The 888-nt window shown below is 47.3% G+C and carries 1 protein-coding gene and 1 pseudogene; both read left to right on the top strand.

The annotated features are described in order from the left end of the window. Nucleotides 1–498 (top strand): PDDEXK nuclease domain-containing protein (locus QN370_RS20555; protein WP_323581827.1); only part of this gene is annotated, 498 nt, incomplete at its 5' end. Further along, nucleotides 440–766: pseudogene (locus QN370_RS20775) on the top strand (PDDEXK nuclease domain-containing protein). The gene QN370_RS20555 and the pseudogene QN370_RS20775, both read left to right, overlap by 59 nt. Nucleotides 767–888: the final 122 nt, after the last annotated feature.

Genomic DNA, 888 nt, shown 5'->3' with positions numbered 1-888 from the left:
TTTTTTAGTCATGTAATTTCCTCAGTTAGCGGGAGTGTGCTCCCATTGAGGTGTCCGATTTTATTAGACCACTACATCGTTAGCAAATGCAAGAGCGACGAAGAACGGCTGTTTTATCTGCAACGCGCAACACAGGAACACTGGTCGGTACGCGAGATCGCACGGGAGATTGACAGCCGCTTGTTCGAGCGCGTGCTCGTCAATGGCGGGCCATTGTTATCAACGGCATTGAAAGAAAGGCATACGGACGCTGCATCTCTGTTTAAAGACCGCTATCTGGTCGACTTCCTGGACTTACCCCTTTCTCATTCCGAACAAGACCTGCAATGTGGGCTGGTGCGTCATCTGAAAAATTTCCTGCTGGAACTTGGTAGCGATTTTTGTTTTATCGGCAACGAATATCGCCTGTCGGTTGGCTTGAAGGCTTTTTTATGTCGACCTGCTGTTCTACCACCGCGGACTGACTTGCCTAGTTGCAGTCGAACTGAAAATCGATGATTTCAAACCCGCTTATTTAGGCTAACTGGAGTTCTATCTGGAAGCGCTGGACCGGGACCATAAAAAAGCGCATGAAAATCCCACTGTCGGACTACTTTTATGCAAAACGCGTGATCGTGAAGTGGTCGAATACGCACTGTCACGCTCCCTGTCGCCCGCTTTGGTCGCTGAATATCAGACCAAACTCATTAGCAAAAAAATTCTGCAAGATAAAATGCATGAGCTCTACGAACAAGATGACGCTCCCGTAAATCAAGAGTTGTCCTGAGACATCGTTCTACCAGGAGAAAACTGGAACGAAGCGATCGATCGTATGTAGTGGTCTAATGAAATCGGACACCTCAATGGGAGCACACTCCCGCTAACTGAGGAAATTACATGACTAAAAAA

This window comes from Actimicrobium sp. CCI2.3 (genome assembly GCF_035019065.1).
GTDB lineage: Bacteria > Pseudomonadota > Gammaproteobacteria > Burkholderiales > Burkholderiaceae_D > Actimicrobium.
Note: the sequence above shows the minus strand (reverse complement) of the source record. Positions and strands in the feature narration are given on the sequence as shown.